16 protein-coding genes are annotated in these 14692 nt (G+C 67.9%); 3 read left to right on the top strand and 13 right to left on the bottom strand.

The features are described from left to right. Positions 1 to 146: 146 nt before the first annotated feature. Genes BKA25_RS08020 through BKA25_RS08030 form a run of 3 tightly spaced genes read right to left on the bottom strand, consistent with a single transcriptional unit; the run spans position 147 to position 3222 of the window. Positions 147 to 461 carry an AtuA-related protein gene (locus BKA25_RS08020; RefSeq protein WP_069850876.1) on the bottom strand — a complete coding sequence of 105 codons (315 nt, stop codon included), beginning with the start codon at positions 459 to 461 and terminating at the stop codon, positions 147 to 149. Further along, positions 458 to 1846, bottom strand: coding sequence for an acyclic terpene utilization AtuA family protein (locus BKA25_RS08025; protein WP_069853906.1), 1389 nt, complete (start codon positions 1844 to 1846; stop codon positions 458 to 460). The genes BKA25_RS08020 and BKA25_RS08025 overlap by 4 nt, the downstream gene beginning before the upstream one ends. Next, complete coding sequence (locus tag BKA25_RS08030; protein WP_069850875.1) at positions 1843 to 3222, bottom strand: CitMHS family transporter; 1380 nt, start codon at positions 3220 to 3222, stop codon at positions 1843 to 1845. The genes BKA25_RS08025 and BKA25_RS08030 overlap by 4 nt, the downstream gene beginning before the upstream one ends. A gap of 84 nt (positions 3223 to 3306) precedes the next feature. On the opposite strand from BKA25_RS08030, the gene BKA25_RS08035 reads away from it, so the two are divergent. Then, positions 3307 to 4215 (top strand): LysR family transcriptional regulator, encoded by a 909-nt coding sequence (locus tag BKA25_RS08035; protein ID WP_069850873.1) that lies wholly within the window; start codon positions 3307 to 3309, stop codon positions 4213 to 4215. A 16-nt stretch (positions 4216 to 4231) separates the two neighbouring features. Here BKA25_RS08035 and BKA25_RS08040 read toward each other — a convergent pair whose 3' ends face one another. The 5 genes from BKA25_RS08040 to BKA25_RS08060 all read right to left on the bottom strand — a co-directional run bounded on the left by BKA25_RS08040 (position 4232) and on the right by BKA25_RS08060 (position 8908). Further along, entirely contained in the window at positions 4232 to 5254 is a 1023-nt protein-coding gene (locus BKA25_RS08040; RefSeq protein WP_157421176.1) for a hypothetical protein, read from the bottom strand. Between the two features lie 261 nt (positions 5255 to 5515). Further along, positions 5516 to 6232: a response regulator transcription factor gene (locus BKA25_RS08045; RefSeq protein ID WP_084643249.1), complete on the bottom strand. Its 717-nt coding sequence runs from the start codon at positions 6230 to 6232 to the stop codon at positions 5516 to 5518. Between the two features lie 59 nt (positions 6233 to 6291). Beyond that, the gene (locus BKA25_RS08050; RefSeq protein ID WP_069850870.1) at positions 6292 to 6990 is read right to left on the bottom strand and encodes a DsbA family oxidoreductase; all 699 of its coding nucleotides are present in this window, start codon (positions 6988 to 6990) and stop codon (positions 6292 to 6294) included. Continuing rightward, positions 6987 to 7862, bottom strand: a complete 876-nt coding sequence (locus tag BKA25_RS08055) for an MBL fold metallo-hydrolase (RefSeq protein WP_184285079.1) — start codon at positions 7860 to 7862, stop codon at positions 6987 to 6989. The genes BKA25_RS08050 and BKA25_RS08055 overlap by 4 nt, the downstream gene beginning before the upstream one ends. 47 nt (positions 7863 to 7909) lie before the next feature. After that, entirely contained in the window at positions 7910 to 8908 is a 999-nt protein-coding gene (locus BKA25_RS08060; protein ID WP_069850868.1) for a DMT family transporter, read from the bottom strand. 136 nt (positions 8909 to 9044) lie between these two features. Between BKA25_RS08060 and BKA25_RS08065 the strand changes: the two genes are divergently transcribed. After that, positions 9045 to 9713 (top strand): TetR/AcrR family transcriptional regulator, encoded by a 669-nt coding sequence (locus BKA25_RS08065; RefSeq protein ID WP_084643248.1) that lies wholly within the window; start codon positions 9045 to 9047, stop codon positions 9711 to 9713. Between the two features lie 65 nt (positions 9714 to 9778). On the opposite strand, the gene BKA25_RS08070 is transcribed toward BKA25_RS08065, so the two are convergent. From BKA25_RS08070 to BKA25_RS08090, 5 genes are read right to left on the bottom strand one after another with little or no spacing between them, the layout of a single operon-like run. Next, positions 9779 to 10039 (bottom strand): Rieske (2Fe-2S) protein, encoded by a 261-nt coding sequence (locus tag BKA25_RS08070; protein ID WP_084643247.1) that lies wholly within the window; start codon positions 10037 to 10039, stop codon positions 9779 to 9781. After that, complete coding sequence (locus tag BKA25_RS08075; protein WP_069850866.1) at positions 10036 to 10872, bottom strand: iron-containing redox enzyme family protein; 837 nt, start codon at positions 10870 to 10872, stop codon at positions 10036 to 10038. Before BKA25_RS08075 ends, BKA25_RS08070 begins: the two co-directional genes overlap by 4 nt. Next, positions 10869 to 11675 (bottom strand): dihydrodipicolinate synthase family protein, encoded by an 807-nt coding sequence (locus BKA25_RS08080; protein WP_069850865.1) that lies wholly within the window; start codon positions 11673 to 11675, stop codon positions 10869 to 10871. Before BKA25_RS08080 ends, BKA25_RS08075 begins: the two co-directional genes overlap by 4 nt. Next, on the bottom strand, positions 11648 to 12166 hold the full coding sequence (locus tag BKA25_RS08085) for a DUF6190 family protein (RefSeq protein ID WP_069850863.1): 519 nt from the start codon (positions 12164 to 12166) through the stop codon (positions 11648 to 11650). Before BKA25_RS08085 ends, BKA25_RS08080 begins: the two co-directional genes overlap by 28 nt. Continuing rightward, positions 12156 to 13364: an aminotransferase class I/II-fold pyridoxal phosphate-dependent enzyme gene (locus BKA25_RS08090; RefSeq protein ID WP_236750330.1), complete on the bottom strand. Its 1209-nt coding sequence runs from the start codon at positions 13362 to 13364 to the stop codon at positions 12156 to 12158. Before BKA25_RS08090 ends, BKA25_RS08085 begins: the two co-directional genes overlap by 11 nt. 687 nt (positions 13365 to 14051) lie before the next feature. On the opposite strand from BKA25_RS08090, the gene BKA25_RS08095 reads away from it, so the two are divergent. Continuing rightward, positions 14052 to 14522, top strand: a complete 471-nt coding sequence (locus tag BKA25_RS08095) for a hypothetical protein (RefSeq protein ID WP_157421175.1) — start codon at positions 14052 to 14054, stop codon at positions 14520 to 14522. The last annotated feature ends 170 nt before the right edge of the window (positions 14523 to 14692 follow it).

Consider the following 14692-nt stretch of genomic DNA (forward strand, 5'->3'; position numbering starts at 1 on the left):
CGGGCCGGGTCACGGCGCGGGCCGAGATACCGACGGGGCGCGCGGATCCGGTGGGAGCCGCGACGGCGTCGGGGTGGGGAAAACGTCCGGGGTGAACCCGAATCATGTCGTCCTCCTAAGAAAAGTGGTCGAGGACAGTCTCGACCTCAGACAGCTAGGGTCAACAGGTGATAGCCGAGGGTTTTGCCGTGGCCGTCGAGCACCGGCGACCCGGTGACCCCGCCGCCGAGCACCCCGGGCAGCTCGAACACCAGCGCGGGCAGGTTCTCCAACGCGGTGCGCCGGACCTCGCCGGTGACCAGCGCGCCGTAGTGCGCGGCCACCCGTTCCGGGGTCAGCGACTCCACGAGCAGCGCGAAATCCTCGGCGCGGCGCGGGAAGACCCCGACGATGAGGGTGTCGCCCTTGTCGCCCGCGCGGACATCGGCGAACTCGTCCAGCGTGCGATCGGCGGCCGTCACAGCGCGACATCCATGATGTGAACCTCCGGGTGCACCAGTTCTCTCGGCAACAGACAGGATCGAACGGCCAACACCTCGGTCGTCGAGCGCCGCGCTCCGCCGCCGCCCGCAGGCCCGTTGGTGTAGAGGCCCTCGACCTCCCAACCGATCGCCTCCGCCGTGGCGCGGTCGCCGACCGTGGCCGACACCCGCAGCCGCACCTCGGGCAGGTCGACGCCGCCGACGGTGCCGTCCTCGTCGATGGGCACCAGACCACGGAAGGCCGCCCCGGCGCCGATGAACTCGACGGTCACCGCGTCCTGCTCGACGCCGTGCAGCGCGACGAGCCTGCGAGTAACGACCTCGGCGGCCAACCGTGCGCGACCCAACGCGCGGGGCCCGGCGTAGGAGATCTGGCCCTCGCCCAACCAGCCGCCCCGGAAACCGAGGGTCACCTTCAGTTCGTTCGGCCGGGCTCGGCCGGTGGCGCCCTCGATGGCCACCCGGTTCGGGCCGATCTCCCGGAAACGCACGTCCCGGAAATCGGCGGTGACATCGGGCGTCAGATAGGCGGCCGGGTCGCCGACCTCGTAGAGCAGCTGTTCGGCGCAGGTCCGGGCGGTGAGCAGGCCGCCGGTCCCGTCGAGCTTGCCGAATTCCGCGGTGCCGTCCTCGGCGACCTCGGCGAAGGGGAAACCGAGAAACGCCAGGTCGTCCACCGGCTTGGTGCCGGGGTCGGCGTAATAGCCGCCGGTGAGTTGGCCCGCGCACTCCAACAGGTGTCCGATGGCGGTGCCCGCGCCGAGCCTGACGTGGTCGGTCCAGCCCCACCCGAACTCGTGCAGCAACGGCGCTAGATACAGGGCCGGATCGGCCAGCCGCCCGGTGAGCACGACGTCGGGGCGGCGGGCCAGCGCGGGGAGCACCGCATCGGAACCGAGGTAGGCGTTGGCCGAGACCAGCTCTTCGGAATGCTCGGACAGCCTGCGGCCGGTCTCCCAGACCACCGGGTCGCGGGTGCGGACGGCGGCCAACACGTCGTCGCCGGTCACCGTCGCGATGCGCACCGGCCTGCCCTCGGGGCCCTGTACGCCGAGGTCTCGGACGCAGTCGGCCACCACCTCGGCCGCCGCGAGTGGATTGGCCGAACCGGAATTGGTGACCACCGTCGTCCCCGCCGCGAGCACGGGAGCCAGCACGGCCCGCATTCGGGCCGCCAACAGCGGGTCGTAGCCGGTGTTCGGATCGCGCAATCGCTGCGCCTGCCCGGCGGCCACGGTCCGCTCGCCGAGACATTCGAAGATCAGGTAGTCGAGCTCACCGCGTTCGGCCAGGTCACGCGCGGGGTCGATGCGGTCGCCCGCGAAACCCGCGCCCGCGCCCAGCCGGATCCGGCGGTTTGTCACGATGCCCACAGCGGAACCACCCCCGTAACGACCGCGACGGCGGTCATGCCCGCACTCGCCAGCCACAGCCAGCCGATCGAGTGCCGAATGTGTTGGCCGATATCGACCTTGGCCAAGCCGACCAGCAGATAGAACGACCCGGTGAGCGGGCTGATCGGGAACCCGACGGTCTCCTGACCGATGACCGAGGCCTGCGCCAACTCCAAGGCACCCACGCCGAACTCCGCGCCCACGCCCACCAACACGGGCAGCACCCCGAAGTAGAAGGCGTCCGGGCCGAAGAGCAGGCTCAACGGGACGCCCAGCAGCGCCACCATCAGCGGCAACGCCGGGGCGATCGCGGGCGGAATGATCGAGGCGGCGCTCTCGGCCATCGCGGTGATCATCCCGCTGCCCTCCAACACGCCCAGCAGCACACCGGCCGCCAGCAGGGTGCTGGCCATCAGCATCGCGCCGTTGGCATGGGCATTGAGCCGGGCGGTCTGTGGCTTCATGCCGGGGTAGTTCACCAGTAGCGCGATGATCGCGGCGATCAGGAACACCATCTCCGGGGAGGCGATCGCCGAGATCAGGGCCGCCAGCGTAGCGACGGTGAGCAGCGCGTTGAACCACAGCAGCCGGGGTCGCCGCAGGTCGTCCTGGGGATCGGGCGTAGTCGGCTCGGCGGTCCCGGTCGTCGGTTCGATCGAGGACTCGTCGTCCGCGTTGCCTGCATCCGAGCCGGCCGCAGTACCGGCACCGACCTGCGCCGGGCTCTCCTTCGCCAGCCGCTTGCGCTCCCGGATGCCCAGGTAGTAGGCGATGGCCAGCGCGAACACCACCCCGGCGATCTGCGCGGGCAGCAGCGGAATCCAGATCTCGTTGGCGTCGACGCCGATCGTGGTCGCCGCGCGGGCGGTCGGTCCGCCCCAGGGCACCAGATTCATCACGCCCGCGCCCAGTGCGACACAGGTCGCCAGCACGAGACGGCGCATACCCAGTCGTTCGTAGATCGGCAGCATCGCGGGCACGGCGATCAGGAACGTCACCGCGCCGGCGCCGTCCAGGTGGGCGACGACCGCCAAGGCGGTGGTCGCGACGGTGACGGTGGGCGGGGCGTTACCCGCGAAGCGGACGATCCGGGCGATGATCGGGTCGAACAGGCCCGCGTCCCGCATCACGCCGAAGAACACGATCGCGAAGACGAACATCGCGGCGACGCCGACGACCCCGCCCAGCCCGTCCGAGACGAACCCCGCGACCTCCGAGGGTGAGTTACCCGCGAGGAAGGCCGCGACCAGCGGAATTCCCGCCAGCGCGACCACCGCCGCGACCCGCTGGGTCAACAACAGCACCAGCAACACGGCGATGGTGGCGTAGCCGAGGAGTGACAACATTGTGAGCTCCTTCTCTGATGCGCCCGATAGTGAGGCGCACCACACCGCCATGTCCAACACTAATAGCCGATAGTTTTATGCGTTATGAGCATCAATGTGGGGGTGCATCACCTGCGGTCGGTCGTCGCCGTGGCCGATCACCAGAGCTTCACCACGGCCGCCGAGACGCTGGGCGTGGCCCAGTCCTCGCTCAGCCGCACCATCGCCGAGGTGGAACGACGCCTGGGCGTTCGGCTCTTCGAGCGCACCACGCGCAAAGTGGTGGCCACCGGCGACGGCCGTGAGGTCGCCGCGCACGCCCGCCGCATCCTCACCGGCTTCGACGACGGACTCCGCGAGATCGAGGGCTTCATCACCGGCGACCGAGGCTCGGTGACGGTGGCCTGCCTGCCCTCGCTGGCCGCCACCTTCCTCCCGCCCTATGTGCGGGCCTTCCGGGAGAGCCACCCACAGGTGCGGCTGCGCATCCGCGACGGACTGCGTGAGGAGGTGCTGACCTCGGTGCGCGCGGGCGCCGTCGAACTGGCGTTGGTCTCGCTGTCCGGGCCCATCGAGGGATTGCGACACGAACGGATCACCGCCGACTCGTTCTTCTGCGCGGTGCCGCCCGGCCACCGCTTCGCCGACCGCGACACGCTGAACTGGGCCGACCTCGCCGGGGAGCCGTTCATCGCCTTCGGCCCGGAGAGCAGCATCGAAGGGCCGGTGCGGCGCGCCCTGGACGAGGCGGGCGCCGAACTCGGCACCGTGGTGCAGGCGCAGAACGTCGGGGCGGTGGCCGGACTCGTCGCCGCCGGCCTCGGCATCACGGCCGTGCCGGAACTGGTGCTGCCGATGATCTCCTTCGCCGGCCTCGTCCACATCCCGCTCACCCCGGTCGTCGAGCGCAGCATCTCGCTGGTGTGGCTGGCGGACCGCTACCAATCGGCCTCGGCGAAGGCATTCGCCCGCCAGCTGCGGGCGGCGACGGCGTCAGCGAAACCGGGTACCTGATCGGTGGCGAGGAGACTCAGTTGGCGGGCTCGGTCACCAACGGCAGAACGTGGTCCTCGTAGTCGGCGCGATCGGGAACGGTGTCGTACCCGCCCTCCTCGACGCCTTCGTCGACGGACACCAGATAGTCGCAGGTCGGCGCGACCCCGTTGACCGGAAAGGAGTCGATCTCCCGGCTGGTGCCGACCTCTAGTACGTCGACGCGGTATCTGCCCTGATGGACCGTCTGCACGAAGTCGCCGTCGTACCGGCATTCCCTCGGAGCGGACTGCCCGATGGGCCGCACACACCCCACCAGCTGCACGTCGCTCGCAGCCGGTTCGGCACCGCCCTCGCCGCCCCAGACCTCGACCGGCTCGGTGACGATGCCTGCCACGGCCATCGGGTGCGGACCTGCGCCCTCGTATCTCGGTGCCCCGGGGAAGGGGTCGCCGTCCTCGCAGAGATCCGTCAGCCGGGCCAGGCTCGACGGACGCCAATTCTCGAATGCGCTCACGGCCAGCGGAAACCCGATCAGCCACAGCACCGCGACCGCGACGAGCCCACGCTGAGGCCAAGCGGGTAGCCACCGCAACGTCGACGGCACGACTCGACGGCTGCGTAACGACAGCATCAGATCCGACCGACCAGCGACGGGCGGGATCTCCAACGGCACAGACTTTCCGGCTACCCGTTGGCGTAACCCGCCCGATTCAGTGCGACGCAACGCCTTCCACGGAATCGCGATGATCGGACCAGCTGGGGAGTACACCAGCAGCCCTCCTGATGCGACCGCGTACCAGCGGCGGTGCCGGACCGGCGCCAGGTACTGCCACAACAGTGCCGCGCCGATCGGCACGGACCACGCCAGCGGCAACAGCTGCCAGAACGGAAAACTCGCCTCCCGTAGAAAGAAGGGCACCGGGGTCAGTAGGACTGCGGTGACCCCACCCGCCCACCACGGCCACCTGGCCCCTCGGTACTCCCGGTGGAGTCGGACGGCGTTGCCCAAGCCCTCCCGCTCGGCCCATCGCGTGATCTCGTCCCACATCCGCGCCATGTCTAGCTCCTCGATCGTGCCCGTAGCCCGACGACACCGCGCCACCGTCAGCTGAGAAGACCGTGCGACCGAGACTAATGATCAGTGAGCAGCGCGAGGAAGACATTCTCCGGTGGGCAGGGGAACCGGGGCGATAGTGCCGAGTGGACAGTGCTCCGGCGCAGACGCGGCGGCACGTCCGTATGCCTAGCCAGTACCACCCAGCGGCGCCCGATGGCCATGCCACCTCGAAGCCATCGGACGCCATCGACCGACCAGCGCCTACCGCTGTTGCCCCAGCACCCCGCACACACGTTGCGGAAGGACCAACCCGACCTCGTAGGCGTAGGAGGCCGCGCTCGTCCGGTTCTTGATGCCGAGCTTGATCAGCAGGTTCTGTACATGGGATTTGACCGTGCTCTCGCCGAGTCCCAGCGAAGTGGAGATCTCGGCGTTGGTGTGCCCCCTGGCCAACAGCACCAGGACCTCGCGCTCGCGCACCGTCAGCGGGCCCCGATCGTCGGCGATCGGCGGGTCTATCTCCGGATTCTCGCTACCGGTGACGAACAGGCCCGGCAGTACGCAGAAACCCGCCGCCACCAGCCGGACGGCGGCCACGAACTGGTTCTGTCCGGCCCAACGAGGCAGGAAACCCACCACGCTTCCCGGCGGTCGAACCGCACCGGGCCTGGGCTCGTCGCCGACCACCAACACCCGGACCGGCCACGCAGGTAGATCCTGGCTCAGTCGGCGAAGCACGATCTCCGGATCATCGGCGTCGGTGAGCACCAGCAGATCCGGCAACGGGCTCCCGACCGACAACACCGCCAATGCCTCGTCACAGTCCGCCACCTCCCCGATGATCTCCAGATCTCCTAGCGGTTCCAGCGCGGAGCGCATCGCGCTGCGGGTGAACCACTGCCGGTCCAACAACAACACCCGCGTCGGCTCCTCCCCAGGGCCGTTCGCGTCGTCGTTGCCGTTGATGATGTCGTCCACGATGACGATCCCCCTTTTTTGCTCACGGTCGCCGGTACGCGGGGCGTACCGGGCGCCGATCAGGTCGCAGCGCGTTTCAGTAGTTCCTCGAAGGCGTTCGGGTCGTCCTTGCCGACCACCGGCCAGCCGACTCCGTAATCGCCCTCCCAGTGCACCTCGATACCCGGATTCGCGTGATCGGTTCCGTCCGGCAGGAACAGATGCGGGCTGCACACCACCCGTTCGGTCGCCGAGATCGCCGCGTCGTCGGACAGCGAGCGACGGGCCCGGCCGTCGTCGAGCGCCTCGGTCAGCGCCGCGACGTCCACCGCGTCCGTGGACTCGGCCGCGGCCAGGATCACCGCGCGATTGCTGATACACCGCGACTCGGCCCAGAACGCCCGGCGCAACGCCAGATCGAGCTGCTCCGAGGCGTGCAGGCTCTGCTCCTTCGCCGCGATGACCGCCTCCAAAGCGGGCAGCGTCGTCGACGGGTACAGGTACTCCTTGTCCTGCCACAGCTGCCAGCCCGCGGCCGGTTCCTGCTGTCCCATCCGACCGACCTCGCTGTCGGTGCCCGCGCGTGGGCTGGGTGCGCCGTTGAGCAACTCCAGCGGGAACGCGCGCAGGTCGAAGCGGACCCGGTCGGTCAGGCCGAGCCGGGCTCGGGTGGTGTGCAGTCGGTGCACGGCGATGTGGGCGAACGAGCACCAGATGTCGGAGAAGACGACGATCACACCCTGCTGCGGGGTGAGGTCGACATCGGTGGTGGCCGTCATGGTGTGGTCCTTTCGCTGGGGTGCGGCGCTGCCGGGTTGTCGGCGGATGGGGCGGGCTCGGTGAATCCGCCCTGCTGCTCGTAACGGGCGAGCACGGCCTCGACCTCCAGGTCCTCCTCGGGAAGCCAGGGGTCCATCGAGGGCACGGCCAACACCGTCTCGATCAGTTCCTGCGTGCGGTCGTGGGCGGTCGGGGAGTGCGAACTCAGGACGGTGGCGGGGCCGAGTCGACGGATCTCGTCGAGCGATCGATCCCACTTGGCCTGGTCGGCCAGCGCGGTCCATGGGGCGTTCGCCCTGGTGAACAGCGCCATGCCCTGAAGGAATTCGTCGCGGTCGGCGTCGCGGGAGTCCTCGACCATCTCGGGTAGCACGGTGCCGAAGGAGTCGGCGGTGAACAGTGCCGTGCTGCGATGGTCGTACACGCCGATGGTCGAGGGTGAGTCGTAGGACGGCGGTCTCAGCAGGCTGAAACCACGGTTGCCCAGCTCGATCGTGCGGCCGGGATTGACGGTGCGGACCCGATGGCGGGGAACGTCCCATTCCTCGCCGAGCCGGGACACCGATAAGGCGTTGGTGATGACCGTGGCCTGCGGGGCGGCCATCAGTACCTCTTTGAGGTTGCCGCAGTGATCCCGGTCGTCGTGGGTGATGAAGATCCAGCGCAGGTCGCGCGGATCGACCAGCGACCACAGGGCGTTCTCGAAGTGGGCGCGGTCCACGGCCAGGCCCGTGTCGATGAGCACGGGCTCGCTGCCGGTGATCAGGAAGGCGTTCACCGGCAGCAGGCCGAGCCCGCCGAGCGGCAGATGCGAGGGCAGCACGTGGACATCCGGGGCGGCACGGTAGGACTCTCGGAAATTCGACAGCACCGAAAACGACTCCTTAGCACCAGAATCACGACGGCCACCGCCGCCGATCAGGTCAATTGGACGAGGACCGACCCCGCGATCAGCAGAACGAGCCCGATGCCGCGCCGCAGCGTCGGCGTCCGCCGAGGCATCCGGAACAGGCCGAAGTGGTCGATCAACGCGGAGAAGAGCTGCTGGCCGGTGACGGTGAGGGCGATGGTGGTCGCCGCACCGATCTCCGGGATGAGCAGGAACGTCGCCGTCACGTAGGCGGCCGCGCAGGCGCCGCCCAACCAACCCCACCAGGGCATCCTGCTCAGCGGGGCGAACTGCGGCCTCGGGGTGCGGCGTAGTGCGAGCATCACCAGCAGCACGATCGCGATGGTGATGCTGGCGACGATGAAGCTGAACAGGGCAACGGTGATCGGGGCTTCCAGGTCGGCGCGAAGCCTGCCGTTGATCGCACCCTGGATCGGCAGTACCGCGCCCGCCACGATGCCCAGCGCGATCCAACCGATGCCCGCCACCGGCGACGGAGCCGCCGGGGCCTTGACCGCCGCGCCGAGCGACTTGCCGGACGTGGTGCTCTCGGCGGCGGCGGCGGTCGGGACGGGTGCCGGCGGCTTCGGTCGACCGATGATCGCCACGATGCCCGCCAGCACCACGAGCGCACCCAGCACGATGCCGGGAGTCAACGGCTGTTGCGGGACGCCCAGCAGCCCGAACAGGTCCAAGGCCAGCGAGGCGAACACCTGTCCGGTGACGAACAGGCCCGCGGCGGCCAGCGCACCGAGTCGAGGGAACAGCAGGATGCCGCTGGTGATGTAGAGCGGGCTGGCCAGACCGCCGAGCAGGTGCCACCAGGTGACATCCGGGATCAGGGCCAGCGCGCCGATGGTGCCGACCGCGATCGCGAGGATCGCCAGCAACACGGTCGCCACGATCAGCTGAACGGTCGATGCGCCGTACGGGGTCTTGATCGCCGCGTTGAGTTGGAGGTTGACGGAGGCCTGCACCGCGAGGAGGCAGCCCGCGAGTAGCGCGGTCGCGAGTAGTGCGAGGTACATGTTCCACCCTGCCGAGATTCCCGGGATCGAAGTGAACCGTCCGTCCACTTAAAGTGGAGCACGTGTCCACTTCGGAGTGAACTGTAGGTGTAAATAAGACGGGTGTCCACTTAGTTGTCCGCGTACTGTGTCCGGCATGGTCACGGACGACCACGCTGGTAGCTCCAACGGTCTGCGACCGCACACGGCGGCGCCGCCCGAGGACCACCGCGTGAACCTGCTGGCGGAAGACCCCTCGGACAGGCGTCAGGAACGCGCCGACGCGGCCCGCAACCGCGCTCGGGTACTCGAAGCCGCCGAACGACTGTTCTCCGAGCGCGACCCCAGAACGGTCACCATGCGCGACATCGCCCGCGCCGCCAAAGTCGGCCGCGCGACGCTGTACCGCCGCTACCCCGACCCCGCCGCCGTGGCCGTCGCACTGCTGGACGAACACGAACGCATCCTGCAAGACCGGCTGATCTCCGGACCGCCGCCGCTGGGCCCCGGCTGCGCGCCCACCGACCGGCTGATCGCCTTCATCGAGGCGATGCTCGACCTCGTCGACCGACACCTGCACCTGGCCCTGCGCGCCGAGACCGGCGCCTCCCGGCTGAACACCGGCGCCTACCGCTTCTTCCGCTCCCACGTCCGGTCGCTGGTGCGGGAGGCCGACGTCGGCAGCCCCGAGGCGATGGCCGACATCCTGTTGGCGCCGCTGGCCCCCGACGTCTACGAGTTCCAACGCGGTCGCATCGGCCTGACCAAGGCCGAGATCCTCGACTCGCTGACCCTCGTCGCCCGCCGGACCATGACCGTCCCCTGACCGCAGGCCGGACTCGGCCGACGGGAGCACTCCCGCCCCGTCGGCCGAACCCCAGAACACGCTGGTCACCTCGGCGACTCGTGCTCGGCCACCGACACCCGCAGCGGGCCGCAGGGCGGACCGCTCAACTGCTGACCGGTCAGCAGATCGAAGGTCGAATAGTGCAGCGGACAGGTGATGCTCATCCGCTTCGGATCGACCCGGCCGAAGCGCATCCGACCCTTGCGATGCGGGCACTCGCTCGCCGCGATCACCCGCCTCTCGGGTGTCTCGACCAGGATCTCGTCGGGACCGATCTGCCGAACCACCACGGACCCGCGTCTCATGCGGGAACCCGTTGCCTGGCCCGGCCGAACGACGCCTCGGTCGCCTCGGCGACGATCCGACTCGTCAGCTGCACGCCCGCCCACACCTTCGCCAATTCCACGGGCCGCTCCCGCTGCAACGCATAGATCGCGGATCGCATCTGCGTGCTGTGGAAACTGTCGATGTGCAGGTGCTCGGTGTAGTAGGTGCTGTCGATGCCCAACCGTGCGCCCGCGTCGGCGTAGCACCGGAAGGCGTACAACACGCTGGACTCGAAGTAGGCGTACGCGCCGAGGAAGTACTCGGGTTCCGGGGCGCGGTGGGCGAACCAGTGGAAGACGTTGACGTAGGCCAGACATTCCGCAGGGGCCTCGGCCACGTAGTGAGCCAACTCCGTCGGCATCCCCAGGCCCGCGACCAGCCGCCGATACAGCTCGGCGTGTTCCTGGTCGTTGTTGCCGCAGCCGAACTCGTCGATCAGCACCCGCATCACCGTGTTGCGAGCCTGGCCGGGCAGTCGGGGGATGATCCCCAGATGGGACTGGGACTCCACCAGACCGTCCACGGCGAAGTCCGCGACGACCATCTTGAACTGCTCCAGGCTGGCCTCCTGGGCGAGGAAGCGCTCGTGCTCGCTGGGCCCCTCGCGCTCCTCGAACTCCAGGAGATCGCGCAGCGCCGTCATCAACTCCGGCAGGGATTCGAACGGCGGTGCCTGTGCCACCTCGCGCGCGGCCGCCGGGACCACCCAGCCGCGTTCGAGATCGAGCAGTTCGGCATAGCCCTCGGCGTCGAGCACCCGGTGATTGAGCGCGTAGAGCCGCCGCTGCGGGTCGTCCACCGGCGGTCTCATGCCGGTCTCCGGATGTCGGCGACGGCCAGGTCGGTGCCGATGACGCCCCGGGCGTGCAGCTCCTTCTTGACCGTGCGATACCACTGCTCGTCGAAGATCCCGTAGCGCGCGCAGGCCGCGTCGACCTCGTCCTGATGCGCGCGGGTGGGCTCCCGCAACATCGTGTTGCACAGCTGCGGGTGCAGATTGGCCAGCGGGCCGATGAAGCCGGCCACGCCCTGCTCACCGGCCACGTCGATCAGCAGGTTCTCCCACCCCTCGAAGACCGGGACCGAGTGCGGGGCGGCCACGATGTCGCGGGTCAGCTCCGCAGAACCGCTGGACTCCTTGACCCCGACGACCCCGGGTAGCGCGAAGATCCGCAGCAGGGTCGCCAGCTCGATGGAATTGCCCGACACGGCCGCCTCGTTGTAGACGAACAGCCCGATGTCGACCGATTCCCGCAGCGTCCGGTAGTGCTGGTAGATCTCGGCTTGGCCGATCTCCGAACCGAACGGCGTGGTGACCACGACCGCGTCGACGCCGAGCTCCTTGGCCAAGCGGGCCCGTTCGACGACCTGCGCGGTGGTCGGCAGTTGGATGCCCGCGAACACCGGCAGCCCACGAGCATGGCTGACGGTCGCGGTCACCATCTCCCGCCACTGGCCGGGATCCAGCTGCCAGCCCTCGCCGGAGCTCAGCGTGGGCATCAGCCCGCTGACGTCGGAGTGCAACGACTCGATGAGGCGGTCCACGCTGGCCGCATCCACCCGACCCTGTTCGTCGAGCGGCGTGATCAGTGGAACGATCGTTCCCGCGTACATGTCAGAAGGTCCTCTCCCTGCACACGCAGTGCCAGTGATCGCTGATACAGCTCTTCGAGGGGCTTCGGGAATGCCAGTTCCTCGCCGACCGAGGGCGCCCGGGTCGGTGCGTCGGCGAGATCGAGCAGCCGAGGACTGATCGTCACCAGCTCGCCGCCGTCGGCCAGCACCATGCCCACGGTCAGCCGCTCGATCAGGTCGAGCCCGGTGAGGTTCGCCGCCTGCGCCGCCTCGACGTCCCGGAGTCCATACGGCCTGCGCTGGATGTCCATATCGGTGTGCAGGACGTCCATGAACGGGTAGTAGTCGTCCTGCTCCGCGCGGCCGTATCGCCACACCAACGCATCGCAGCGCCCGACCTGCTCGAAGCTCATCACCACGGTCGAATCGGCGAGTCGCTCGACGAAGAAGTTCTTGCACGCCCGGCGAATCGATTCGTCGAAGGCGTGCATTCCGAGGAACAGGGTGGCGTCGATATGTTCAGCGCGCATAGTCGCTCAACGCCTTCGTCATCGCCGCCATCGCAGCGGCGAACTCCGCGGGCCTGCGGGCCAACGCGATGCGAATGTATCGCTCGCCCTTCTGCGGATCGTCCCAATAGAAGAACGTGCCCGCGAGCACGTAGATCTCGTGCTCGAAGAGACGAGCCTGCAATTCGGTGGAGGTCAGCCCGGGTCGATTGATGCGGAACCAGGCCACGCTGGTGTCGACGACCGGTTCGACATAGTCCAGGACGGTGCCCGACAGGGCGGCCCTGGCGGCGGCACGGTTCTCGCTGATGACATCGCGGACCGAGGCGAAACCATCGTCGATGGAATCCCGGACATAGCTGGTCAGGAAGTTGAGCACGAATGGCGAGACGTTCAGAAGCACGGCGGTGTGAATGTTGTAGATCGCCTCGCGGATGTCCTCGCTAGCGGTGATCATCGCGCATTTCGCGTCCTGCACCGGCCAGGTCTTCCCGGTGTCCTCGATAGCCAGGTAGCTGACCCCCGACTCCTCCAGCATCCGATAGATGTCGACCCGGTCGAGATTCTCCGAGCAGAGCACGAAGGACGCGAAGCAGAAGTCCATGATCAGCAGTTTGTCGTTGTCCTTGCACCACCGGATCAGCTCGGCGAAGCCGCTCGTGCCGTCCTTGAGGAGGGTGAATCCGGTGGGGTTGTTCGGGTCGACCAGATAGACCGCATCGGTCTCGACGGCCGACATCCGCTCGTAGAGGTGGGCGACGTCGTGCAGCGACTCCTCCGGGAAGGAGCTGAGCTCCACGCCCATGTGTCGCAGCAGGTCGATCAGGTTGTCGAAGCACGGAGTCACCAGGGACACCGACATGTTCCGCTGCTGCAGGTACATCGCGGCGACCATGGTCGAGACGCTGGCGGAGTACGACAGCAGCGTCTTGGACATGGCTGCGGCGGTCGGTTGACCGTGCAATTCGAAGAATGCCTTCAGGAATCTCTTCTCGTGAAACTCCTGTAAGGTGTCCTCCGATTCCCGCCACAATTCGGGGAGCTGTCGGACGATCTGCTCCTGGGTCGGCGACTGGCGCTGGTGGGTATGCGCATCGGCGAGATTGTGCTTGGTTCGCAGGGCCTCGATCTCGTGTTGGGTGAGGTCCACGAAACGGCTGACATCGGTGCCCTGTTCCTCGGTGGCGTCCATGAACGCCGTCGTCTCATCGCGAATCACGGGTTGGCTCTCCAATTCGACAACATCAGGTGTGCTCGCATGGCGACGGATCGCAGACTCGCACCAGGGTGCGACCCGGGCAAACTGGACAGGCGGTTGCCGCTATCAATGGCAACGCGCCGCTTGAAATCGACTGCACCCCCGAGAGGGTTCACGGACTAGACACCCCAGTGGTTCCGTGTTCCCGATGCAGTGTGAAATGCCGTCTCAATTGCCGAATCCCTGGTCTGGATTGCGGCGCACGAGTCGACGCTGGTGGCCGTCACCCCCTGGCTTTAACTTCGGACACCGTGTAACCGATCATATAGACGGCTAGCTTCGGCTGTCCACCCGTCAATCTAATGGGTGCTAATTCATCAATTCTGTTTAGGCTGTTCGGGCTAGCGGTTTATCGCTTTTCGGTTACCTGATGGCCGCCTTTTAGATGCGGAGATTTCACGGTTTGATCGGAGAAACGAATGTAAGAAAAAAATGATTGATTGGCGGTTCAACGGTCGGCGAGTTTCATGACGGGTCAATCGTGCAGGCGGCGTTCTCGGGGGCGAGCGACCCGCAGCCGATCGGGCAATCGGCGGTATCGCCTGCCCCGAGGCCCTCGTACCGTCCTCTCCGGACGGTGCATACGTCGGTATGGATGCCGCCGAATGCCCGATCCTCGTTCCACCAGACAGCGAGGAGCTGACCGCCATGCGCCGTACCACTCGACTCGGCACGACTCTGCTTGCCGCCCTCGCCGCGACGCTGGTCGCGGTCGGCCTCGCCCCCTCGGCCGCCGCCCACAGCAGGGCCGAGGCCATCGAAGTGGGCTGTGGCACGGGATTCGTCGTCGTCAACGACGGGGTCCGCCAGGTGACCACACCCTCCGGTGCGACCTGGGGCGAGGTCTACCTGACCTACAACAACGCCACCGGACAGAACTGCGTCGTCACCAACAAGACCTCCCACCACGGCACGGCCACCCGCACGGTGGCCAATCTCTACGTGCAGCAGTCCGGCGGCACCGTGCGGACGTACTCGGATTCCGGGAGCTACAGCCACTACGCCAACGTCACCGCGTCGGGGGCCGCTGCCTGCGTGCTCTACGACGGTCACATCTGGGACGCCTCGGGCCGGGTGTTGGCCTCCGGCGGCCGCGAGACCTGGGGAAACTGCGGCTGATCCCGAGCGTGGCGGAATGATCGATCCGACCGCAGACGAGATCGGTCAGGGCTGCGGTTGATCCGAATGGCCTAGTTGTGCGGAAATCACGGGGGTGCTGGCTACCCCATGAACCCGGGTGCGCACTCCATCGTGGGTGTGATCGCGTTCGCGGATGCTTGGGGAGCCAG

The sequence above is a fragment of the Actinoalloteichus hymeniacidonis genome, from assembly GCF_014203365.1.
Lineage (GTDB): Bacteria > Actinomycetota > Actinomycetes > Mycobacteriales > Pseudonocardiaceae > Actinoalloteichus_A > Actinoalloteichus_A hymeniacidonis.

Bases quoted from the DNA above. Each gene is read 5' to 3' on its own strand.
- BKA25_RS08030 (WP_069850875.1), bottom strand. From the start codon at position 3,222: ATGTTGTCACTCCTCGGCTACGCCACCATCGCCGTGTTGCTGGTGCTG.
- BKA25_RS08035 (WP_069850873.1), top strand. From the start codon at position 3,307: ATGAGCATCAATGTGGGGGTGCATCACCTGCGGTCGGTCGTCGCCGTG.
- BKA25_RS08040 (WP_157421176.1), bottom strand. From the start codon at position 5,254: ATGGCGCGGATGTGGGACGAGATCACGCGATGGGCCGAGCGGGAGGGC.
- BKA25_RS08050 (WP_069850870.1), bottom strand. From the start codon at position 6,990: ATGACGGCCACCACCGATGTCGACCTCACCCCGCAGCAGGGTGTGATC.
- BKA25_RS08060 (WP_069850868.1), bottom strand. From the start codon at position 8,908: ATGTACCTCGCACTACTCGCGACCGCGCTACTCGCGGGCTGCCTCCTC.
- BKA25_RS08065 (WP_084643248.1), top strand. From the start codon at position 9,045: ATGGTCACGGACGACCACGCTGGTAGCTCCAACGGTCTGCGACCGCAC.
- BKA25_RS08070 (WP_084643247.1), bottom strand. From the start codon at position 10,039: ATGAGACGCGGGTCCGTGGTGGTTCGGCAGATCGGTCCCGACGAGATC.
- BKA25_RS08075 (WP_069850866.1), bottom strand. From the start codon at position 10,872: ATGAGACCGCCGGTGGACGACCCGCAGCGGCGGCTCTACGCGCTCAAT.
- BKA25_RS08080 (WP_069850865.1), bottom strand. From the start codon at position 11,675: ATGTACGCGGGAACGATCGTTCCACTGATCACGCCGCTCGACGAACAG.
- BKA25_RS08085 (WP_069850863.1), bottom strand. From the start codon at position 12,166: ATGCGCGCTGAACATATCGACGCCACCCTGTTCCTCGGAATGCACGCC.
- BKA25_RS08095 (WP_157421175.1), top strand. From the start codon at position 14,052: ATGCGCCGTACCACTCGACTCGGCACGACTCTGCTTGCCGCCCTCGCC.